Raw genomic sequence first — 8,037 nt, 5'->3', positions numbered from 1 at the left:
GCGCGGCGAACGCCCCGAGCGCGCGCCGCGTGACGGCGCCGAGCGCCCTGCCCGCCGCTTCAGCGAACGGCCGGCCGGCGACAAGCCGCGCGGCCGCAGCTTCGGCGACAGGCCCGGCGGTGGCGAGAAGAGCTTCGGCGCCCGCTCCTCCGAACGCCCGGCCGGGCGCAGCAGCGGCGAGCGTAGCGGCGGCAAGCCGTTCGGCGCGCGCCCGTTCGGCGGCAAGCCGGGCGGCGGCGGACGTCCTGGCGGCGGCAAGGGCCCGCGTCCCGGCGGCCCGCGAGGCAAGCGCGACTAAGCGATGCGGATCGTCGGCGGACGTCTCGGCGGCCGGCCATTGGCCGGCCCGAAACCGGGGATCGGCAGCATCAGGCCGACCTCGGACCGCCTGCGCGAATCCCTCTTCAACGTGCTCGTCCATGCCTATGACGAGGCGGTCGAGGGTGCGCGCGTGCTCGACCTCTTCGCCGGTACGGGCGCGCTTGGCTTCGAGGCGCTCTCGCGCGGGGCGGGCTTCGCGCTGCTGGTCGATGACGGCACCGAAGCGCGCGGCCTGATCCGCGAGAACCAGATGGCGCTGGGGCTGGCCGGCTTCAGCCGGATCTTCCGCCGCGATGCGACGAAGCTCGGGCCGATCACCGGCATGGCGCCCTTCGGCCTCGCCTTCTGCGACCCGCCCTATCGCAAGGGGCTGGGCGAAAAGGCGCTGGCCTCGGCCCGCGAGGGCGGCTGGCTGGAAAAGGACGCGCTCGTCGTGCTGGAAGAGGCCGCCGATGCCGAGCTTGTCTTGCCGGAGGGTTTCGAAGAGCTCGAGCGGCGAGCCTATGGCGAGACGCAGGTGGTGATGCTCCGGGCCTTGTAACCCGCGCGAAGCGCTGAGCGGGGATTGGCGGCGACTTTATCCCCGGCCCCGCTGACGTGCTTAAGCTCCGTATCCGTCGCGGAGATCACACGCACGGATGCCCCTTCTCTCATCGATACAAGACCGGGCGCGAGCCGCTCGGCTGCGCCAAAGCAGGATCGCCAGCAATCTCGCCGGTGAGCGCATGATACGTGCGCTCGCACGGCTGGGAACGCTCGTCGGAAAGGCGGGCTTCAACGAAGATCAGCCCCGCGTTCCCGGTGGCAATGGGCGCGACAGCGGACGATGGAGGTATGTCGAGGGCTACGCACAGAGCCGGCAGCCCGGCATCGGCGACAATGGCGGCCCGTCGCTCGATCCGCCCAAGGACCCATCGAAAGATCGGTCACCGAAGATCAAGGCCGCCAAGGCGCTGGCCAAGGCAATCGCGCGCCAGGCGCTGAGACGCGCCGGCCCGATCGGCGCCGTCGTCACGGCGATCGAAGCAGGGCACTGGCTCTATACGGAGTGGCCCTCGATCCGCTCCTACCAGGACCAGCCGAAATCGCTTGAAGAGCTCAAGGAACAGGCCGGTAAGAAGCGACCAGGCTATGACGACCATCATATCGTCGAGCAAGGCGCGGGCGGACGCGAAGGTTTTCCGCGCTCCGGCATCGACGGCGTCGACAACGTTGTCAGTATTCCGCGATACAAGCATCATGAGATCACGGGATGGTACAGTCGCCCCAATCTGGAATTCGGGATGCAAGCGCCGCGTGACTACCTTCTTGGTCGAGATTGGTCCGAGCATGTCAGGGTGGGTCACCAAGCGCTACGGCAGTTCAAGGTGCTGAAATGAGCCGAAAGCACGATCTCAAGTCGCTGTCGAATGCAGAAATCCTTCAACTCTTCGAGCAGCTCTGCATCGAGCAATATGACGCCATCGAAGGCAACGAGAACGCGCGAGCCAACCGCCTGATCACAAGGACTTTTGCCATGGAAAACGAGCTCAAGTCTCGCCCGGGTGACCAAAGGCGCATCCTCATGAAGCTGTTCGGCCACCCCAACATGCAGGTTCGCTTGGCTGCCGCACGTGCCAATCTCGCCGTGGATTACCTAGCCGCGCGACGTGAGCTTGAAGCCATCATCGACGAGCAATGGTTTCCGCAGGCCGGCGACGCCGGCATGACACTTTGGAATCTCGACCGCGGCTTCTATCGCCCGACCTGACCCTCACCCCCGCCTTGCCGCCTCGATCGCCGCCACGTCGATCTTGCGCATGTCCATCATCGCGGTGAAGGCGCGCTTGGCTTCCTCGCCGCCGGCCGCCATGGCCTCGGTCAGCACGCGCGGCGTGATCTGCCAGTTGACGCCCCATTTGTCCTTGCACCAGCCGCAGGCGCTTTCCTGGCCGCCATTGCCGACGATGGCGTTCCAGTAGCGGTCGGTCTCGGTCTGGTCGTCCGTCGCGATCTGGAAGGAGAAGGCCTCGCTCTGCTTGAAGGCCGGCCCGCCATTGAGCCCGATGCAGGGGATGCCGGCGACGGTGAAATGGACGACCAGCACGTCGCCCGCCTTGCCGGAGGGGAAATCCGTCGGCGCGCGATGCACGGCCTGCACGGCGCTGTCGGGAAAGGTCTCGGCGTAGAAGCGCGCCGCGGCTTCGGCATCCTTCTCGTACCAGACGCAGATCGTGTTCTTGGCGATGGCCATGGTTCGTCCCTTCGCGTTCGATTCGGTTCCGGCCGTCCGCGGCCGGGGTGGCGTTCGGCCTCCCTCAGCATGCTCATGGAATGCGCAATCGCCCGCAGCGTTCCATCGAGAAGCACAAAAGGTTGATATCACCATATTTAAAACGGCGCTACCGCCGTCCGAACAGCCGCTCGATATCCGCCAGCTTGAGCTCGACATAGGTCGGCCGTCCGTGATTGCACTGGCCGGAATTGGGCGTGATTTCCATCTCGCGCAGCAGCGCGTCCATTTCCTCGGGGCGCATGCGCCGGCCGGCGCGGACGGAGTTGTGGCAGGCCATCGTCGCCAGCACATGGTCGAGCCGTCTTTCGAGCGAACCGGCCGTGCCGTGCTCGGCCAGCGCATCGGCGACATCGCGGACGAGGCGCTGGAGGTTGCCGCCGGCGAGCTGGCTGGGAGCCTCGCGGACCAGCACCGCGCCGAGGCCGAAGGGCTCGATGACGAGGCCGAGGCCTTCGAGCTCGCCAACCGCCGTGTTGAGGCGGTCGGCATCGACCGGGTCGAGCTCGACCACCTCCGGCAGCAGCAGGGGCTGGCGGGCGATGCCGGAGCGGGCGCGCTCGGCCTTGAGCCGCTCATAGACCAGCCGCTCATGGGCCGCGTGCTGGTCGACGATGACGACGCCCTCGCGCGTCTGGGCGACGATATAGGTCTCGTGAAGCTGGGCCCGCGCCGCTCCGAGCGGCCGGTCGAGCGCATCCGCCGAGGGTTCGGCCAGATGCGCGCGGGCATCGGCCGAGGCCGCGGCGAAATCGGCGAAGCCGGCTTGCGGGGCTGAAAACGATGTCGGCTGCGGCGCGCTCCAGCCGGATGTCTCCGGGAAGGCCGGGCGCGGGATGGCGTTGCCGCTGCCGCCCATCGAGAGCACCGCGCGGAAAGCGTCGAGCGTGCGGGCGCCTCCGGTCGTGGTGGCGCGGTGGCCGGCGGCGGCGAGCGCCGCCTTCAGCCCGGAGACGACGAGGCCGCGCACCAGAGCGGGATCGCGGAAGCGCACCTCGGTCTTGGCCGGGTGGACGTTGACGTCGACCGAGCGCGGATCGCAGCCGATATCGAGGAAGAGCACCGGGTGGCGGTCGGAGGGGACGACATCGGCATAGGCGCCGCGCACCGCCGAGAGGAGGAGCTTGTCGCGCACCGGCCGGCCGTTGACGGAGAGGTGCACGCCGGCCGAGGTGCCGCGGTGGAAGGTCGGCAAGCCGGCGAAGCCGCTGATGCCGAAGCCTTCGCGCTCGGCCTCGATGCGCAAGGCGTTTTCCGGAAAGTCGCGGCCGAGCGCGCGGCCGAGGCGGCGCAGCAAACCCTCCTCCCCGATGGCTTCCGCCGGCCAATCGAAATTCCCGGCATGCTCGCCTTCGAGCGAGAAGCGGATCTCGGGATGGGCGATGGCGAGGCGCCGCAGCATCTCGGAGACGGCCTGCGCCTCGGCCCGGTCGCTCTTCAGGAATTTGAGCCGTGCGGGTGTGAAGATGAAGAGATCGCTGACCTCGATGCGCGTGCCGGGCGCGGCCGCGACGGGGCGAACCACGCCCTTCTCGCCGGCCTCGACGACCAGGCCCGAGCCTTGCGGGGCATCGTGGCGGCGGGTCGCGATGGAGAGCCGCGCGACCGAGCCGATCGAGGGCAAGGCCTCGCCCCGGAAGCCGAGCGAGCGAATCGCGAAGAGGTCGCCATCCGGCAGTTTCGAAGTGGCGTGGCGCTCGACGGCGAGCGCGAGGTCGTCGGGCGTCATGCCGGCGCCGTCATCGACGACGCGGATCAATTCGCGCCCGCCGCCGGCGATGGTGACGGCGACCGAGCGCGCGCCGGCGTCGATGGCGTTTTCGACCAGCTCCTTCACGGCCGCAGCCGGGCGCTCGATCACCTCGCCGGCGGCGATGCGGTCGACGAGAACAGGGTCGAGGCGGCGAACGGTCATGATTTGCAGGCGATTCCAGCTCTGCCGCAGTCTAGCGCCGAACGGACCGCTCAGGCGAGCCCGACCGGCCGCCCGACCGCCTGGACCAGCAGATCCGGATGGCCGAACAGGCGCTGCGCCACCCGCTTCACATCGGCGAGGGTGACGGCGGCAAAGCGCTCGTTGCGGGTCGCGAGGAATTCCGGCGTGTCGCCGCGCAGGGCCAGATTCAGCAACTCGCCGGCGATCTTGGGCGAGGTGTCGAAGCGCAGCGGATAGGAGCCGATGATGTAGCGCTTGGCCTCCTCGACCTCGTGCTCCGTCGGTCCCTCCGTGGCGAGCTTCAGCATCTCCTCACGGATCACGGTCATCGACTCGGCCGCACGGTCGTTGCGGGTCGCGGTCCCGCCGACCAGCATGGCGCTCTCGCGCAGCGGCAGAAGGCTTGAGGAGACGCCATAGGCAAGGCCACGCTTCTCGCGCACCTCCATGAACAGGCGCGAGGTGAAGGCCGAGCCGCCGAGGATGTGGTTGAGCACGCTCGCGGGGACAAAGTCGGGATCGTGCCACATCAGGCCGGGTCCGACGAAGCGCAGCACGGTCTGCGGCACGTCGAGGTCGATGACATGGGTCTGGCCAAGGCCCTGGATCGGCAGCGGCTGCGCGATCTCCGGGCGCGGCTCGCCCTTCGGCAACGCACCGAACAGCGCGTCGAGCCGCCCGGCAAGCTCATCGGCGCCGATATCGCCGACGACGACGATCCTGAGCCCGCTCCGGTCGAGCAGCGTCGGGGTCAGGGCATGCAGCGCCGGGGCCTCGAGCCGCGAGACGCTGTCGATGTCGCCCTTCTCCGGGCGGCCATAGGCATGGCCGGGGAAGGCCGCCGCATAGAGCGCGTTGCGGCAGAGCGATTCCGGATTCTGCGCCTGGCGCTGCAGGCCGGCGATGACCTGCGCCTTGACGCGGGCGACCGCATCGGGATCGAAGCGCGGCTTGTTGAGCGCGAGGCCGAGCAGCTCGAAGGCGGTCTCGCGATGGCTGGAGAGCGTCTGGAGATAGCCGTGGAAATCGTCGCGGCGGGCGTCGAAGCCGAGATTGATCGCATGATCGGCCATGCGGCCCTGGAAGGCCTCGGCATCGAGATCGCCGGCGCCCTCGTCGAGCAGGCCGGAGACGAGATAGGCGCCGCCAGCGGCATCGGCCGGATCGCGCGACGAGCCGCCGTCGAAGGCGAAATCGATGGCGATCAGCGGGAGGCTGTGCTCCTCGACCAGCCAGGCTTCGACGCCGCCGGGCGAGCGCACGGTCTTGACGTCGATGGCGGGGCCGGCGGTGTTGAGCTTCGGAGTCGGAATGGGCGCGTTCATGGCGTTTCCTGTCGGCAGGGCTCGAAGCCCCACCCTTCTCGGCATCGGAGGAGCGACGTCAGGCCGGCAGCAGCAGGCCGGTGACGCTGCGGTCGGGCCTGAGATAGCGGCGTGCCGCCTCGACCACCGCCTCGCGCGGCACCGCCTCGATGCGCTGCGGCCAGGCGAGCACATCCGCGACCCTCTCGCCGACCGCCAGCGCCGAGCCGAAGATCCGGGCGAGCGAAGCCTGGTTGTCGCGGGCGAAGACCGTCTCGGCGACGAGGCGCGTGCGGGCGCGGGCAAGCTCCAGCTCGCTCGGACCGTCGGCGAGGAAGGCTGCGAGCGCGGTGTCGAGCCCGGCCTCCAGCACCGCCATCGCGACGCCCGGGCGCGGGCTCACCGAGAGCTGGAAGGCGGCGCGGTCGACCATCGAGCCCATGAAGTAGGCACTGGCGCCGGCCGCCAATTCCTCCTCGACGCAGAGCCTGCGATAAAGCCGCGAGGTGGTGCCCCCGCCCAGGATCTCGGCGACGAGCTCGAGCGCGAAGACCTCCTCGGCATTGCCGCTGGTATAGGTCGGCGTCAGCCAGCCGCGGCGCAGCGAGGGCTGCTGCAYGCGCGGATCGTTGAGCTGGACGCGGCGCGAGGCGCGCGGATCGGGCTCGATCGGGCGCTCACGCACGGGGGCAGCGCCGCGCGCGGCGATCCTGCCATAGGTATCCTCCGCGAGGCGGCGCACCTCGGCGGCGTCGGTATCGCCGGCGACGACGAGGATCGCGTTCTCGGGCGTATAGAAGCGCTGGTAATAGGCGAAGGCGTCATCGCGGTTCAGCCGCTCGATCTCATGCTCCCAGCCGATGATCGGCGTGCCATAGGGATGGTGGAAGAAGAGCGAGGCCGAGAATTCCTCGCCGAGCTGGGCGGCGGGGTCGGAATCGACACGCATGCGCCGCTCTTCCAGCACCACGTCGCGCTCGGGCGCCACCACGCTCTCGTCGAAGGAGAGACCGGTCATGCGGTCGGCCTCGTAGTCCATCATCGCGCGCAGATGTTCCTTCGGCACGCGCTGGAAATAGGCGGTGTAGTCGTAGGAGGTGAAGGCGTTCTCCTGGCCGCCGAAGCCGGCGACGATCTTGGAGAACTCGCCCGCCGGCCAGCGCTGCGTGCCCTTGAACATCAGATGCTCGAGGAAATGCGCGATGCCGGACTTGCCCGCCGGATCATCGGCCGAGCCGTTGCGGTACCAGACCATATGGGTGACCACCGGCGCGCGCCGATCCGTCACGACCACGACGTCGAGGCCGTTGCCGAGCCGGAAGGATTCGACGGGCTCGGCCAGCCCGGGCTGGCGCGCATGAATGTTCACCGGATGCCGTCTCCCCACTCGGACAGAAAAGGGCGGGCACGATGCGCCCGCCCTGAAAGGAACTTGGTCAGGCGATGCGGTTTCGGCAAGGGGTCCCCTGCCGATCCCGCAACTCGGCCTATTCGGGCTGGATTTGCATCACCGGCCCCTGGCCGGTCACGAACTCGCGCTGGCCGACGGCCTGCTTGTCCTCGACCGGGCCACCGCGGCCGGGGCCGAGCACGGCGGTGTCGGCAGGCCGGCGATACCCCATCGGCGGCTCGATGAGCGTGGTGCGCTGCGGCTCGCTGCCATAGGTGAGGTTGTCCTCGGCCGCTTGGTCGCGCCGCGCGGCAACCTCCTTGCCGACCCGGATCGGCTTGATCTGGTTGTCGTAGTTGCTGTTGTCGCCCTCACGGATCTCCGGCTGCTGCGGCCCGCGCGCCGAGGTGCGGCCCTTGCGCAGTTCTTCCTGCGACAGCATCGGGTTGTTGCGCGCCTTCTCGGTCAGCACATAGGGGGTGACGTTCTTCGCGTTCCTGCGGCGCTCGACATCGGGATCGGTCGGCCAGGCAGCGTTGCGGGCGCTCCCGGCGTCCTGCGGCCGCGGCAAGGCGGAGTTCGGCGGCACCACGAGCGGGGCGCGCTCGCGATAGTCGATGTCGTCGCCCGGCCCCTTGCCGCCGACGACACCTTCCAGCAGGTTCTTGAACAGCATGCCTTCCTGAGCGAGGGCAGGCTGGGCCGCAAGCACAAGCCCGCCGGCGAGCAGCAGATGCGTCACGCGGATGCGTTGCGCCATGTCATATCTCCCTTTGGACAATCTCACCTTCGCCTCAACCACAGACGAACGGCG

General features: G+C 69.0%; 8 protein-coding genes and 1 pseudogene. 4 read left to right on the top strand and 5 right to left on the bottom strand.

The genetic code is table 11. The annotated features are described in order from the left end of the window. The 4 genes and pseudogenes from AB4Y99_RS13495 to AB4Y99_RS13480 all read left to right on the top strand — a co-directional run. Window positions 1-298: pseudogene (locus AB4Y99_RS13495) on the top strand (pseudouridine synthase); the annotation flags it as partial. 3 nt (window positions 299-301) lie between these two features. Next, a complete protein-coding gene (gene rsmD / locus AB4Y99_RS13490) occupies window positions 302-862 on the top strand; it encodes a 16S rRNA (guanine(966)-N(2))-methyltransferase RsmD (RefSeq protein ID WP_441523667.1) in 561 nt (186 codons plus the stop codon). A gap of 184 nt (window positions 863-1,046) precedes the next feature. Continuing rightward, entirely contained in the window at window positions 1,047-1,700 is a 654-nt protein-coding gene (locus AB4Y99_RS13485) for a hypothetical protein (RefSeq protein ID WP_441523666.1), read from the top strand. Next, the gene (locus tag AB4Y99_RS13480) at window positions 1,697-2,071 is read left to right on the top strand and encodes a DUF2019 domain-containing protein (protein ID WP_441523665.1); all 375 of its coding nucleotides are present in this window, start codon (window positions 1,697-1,699) and stop codon (window positions 2,069-2,071) included. The genes AB4Y99_RS13485 and AB4Y99_RS13480 overlap by 4 nt, the downstream gene beginning before the upstream one ends. 3 nt (window positions 2,072-2,074) lie before the next feature. Here AB4Y99_RS13480 and AB4Y99_RS13475 read toward each other — a convergent pair whose 3' ends face one another. The 5 genes from AB4Y99_RS13475 to AB4Y99_RS13455 form a co-directional block, all read right to left on the bottom strand. After that, on the bottom strand, window positions 2,075-2,554 hold the full coding sequence (locus tag AB4Y99_RS13475) for a VOC family protein (protein WP_441523664.1): 480 nt from the start codon (window positions 2,552-2,554) through the stop codon (window positions 2,075-2,077). Window positions 2,555-2,702: 148 nt separating this feature from the next. After that, window positions 2,703-4,508, bottom strand: coding sequence for a DNA mismatch repair endonuclease MutL (gene mutL, locus AB4Y99_RS13470; protein ID WP_441523663.1), 1,806 nt, complete (start codon window positions 4,506-4,508; stop codon window positions 2,703-2,705). A 50-nt stretch (window positions 4,509-4,558) separates the two neighbouring features. Next, window positions 4,559-5,854, bottom strand: coding sequence for a M16 family metallopeptidase (locus AB4Y99_RS13465; RefSeq protein ID WP_038360835.1), 1,296 nt, complete (start codon window positions 5,852-5,854; stop codon window positions 4,559-4,561). 58 nt (window positions 5,855-5,912) lie between these two features. Then, window positions 5,913-7,202 carry a M16 family metallopeptidase gene (locus AB4Y99_RS13460; RefSeq protein WP_441523662.1) on the bottom strand — a complete coding sequence of 430 codons (1,290 nt, stop codon included), beginning with the start codon at window positions 7,200-7,202 and terminating at the stop codon, window positions 5,913-5,915. Window positions 7,203-7,320: 118 nt separating this feature from the next. Continuing rightward, the gene (locus AB4Y99_RS13455; protein WP_038360834.1) at window positions 7,321-7,983 is read right to left on the bottom strand and encodes a hypothetical protein; all 663 of its coding nucleotides are present in this window, start codon (window positions 7,981-7,983) and stop codon (window positions 7,321-7,323) included. Window positions 7,984-8,037: the final 54 nt, after the last annotated feature.

The organism is Allobosea sp. TAB14, from assembly GCF_052113865.1.
Lineage (GTDB): Bacteria > Pseudomonadota > Alphaproteobacteria > Rhizobiales > Beijerinckiaceae > Allobosea > Allobosea spartocytisi.
The sequence above is the reverse complement of the archived record's forward strand: the minus strand, read 5'-3'. Positions and strand labels throughout refer to the sequence as shown.

Coding starts and splice junctions, on each gene's coding strand:
- rsmD (WP_441523667.1), top strand. CDS start 302: ATGCGGATCGTCGGCGGACGTCTCGGCGGCCGGCCATTGGCCGGCCCG.
- AB4Y99_RS13485 (WP_441523666.1), top strand. CDS start 1,047: ATGATACGTGCGCTCGCACGGCTGGGAACGCTCGTCGGAAAGGCGGGC.
- AB4Y99_RS13480 (WP_441523665.1), top strand. CDS start 1,697: ATGAGCCGAAAGCACGATCTCAAGTCGCTGTCGAATGCAGAAATCCTT.
- AB4Y99_RS13475 (WP_441523664.1), bottom strand. CDS start 2,554: ATGGCCATCGCCAAGAACACGATCTGCGTCTGGTACGAGAAGGATGCC.
- mutL (WP_441523663.1), bottom strand. CDS start 4,508: ATGACCGTTCGCCGCCTCGACCCTGTTCTCGTCGACCGCATCGCCGCC.
- AB4Y99_RS13465 (WP_038360835.1), bottom strand. CDS start 5,854: ATGAACGCGCCCATTCCGACTCCGAAGCTCAACACCGCCGGCCCCGCC.
- AB4Y99_RS13455 (WP_038360834.1), bottom strand. CDS start 7,983: ATGGCGCAACGCATCCGCGTGACGCATCTGCTGCTCGCCGGCGGGCTT.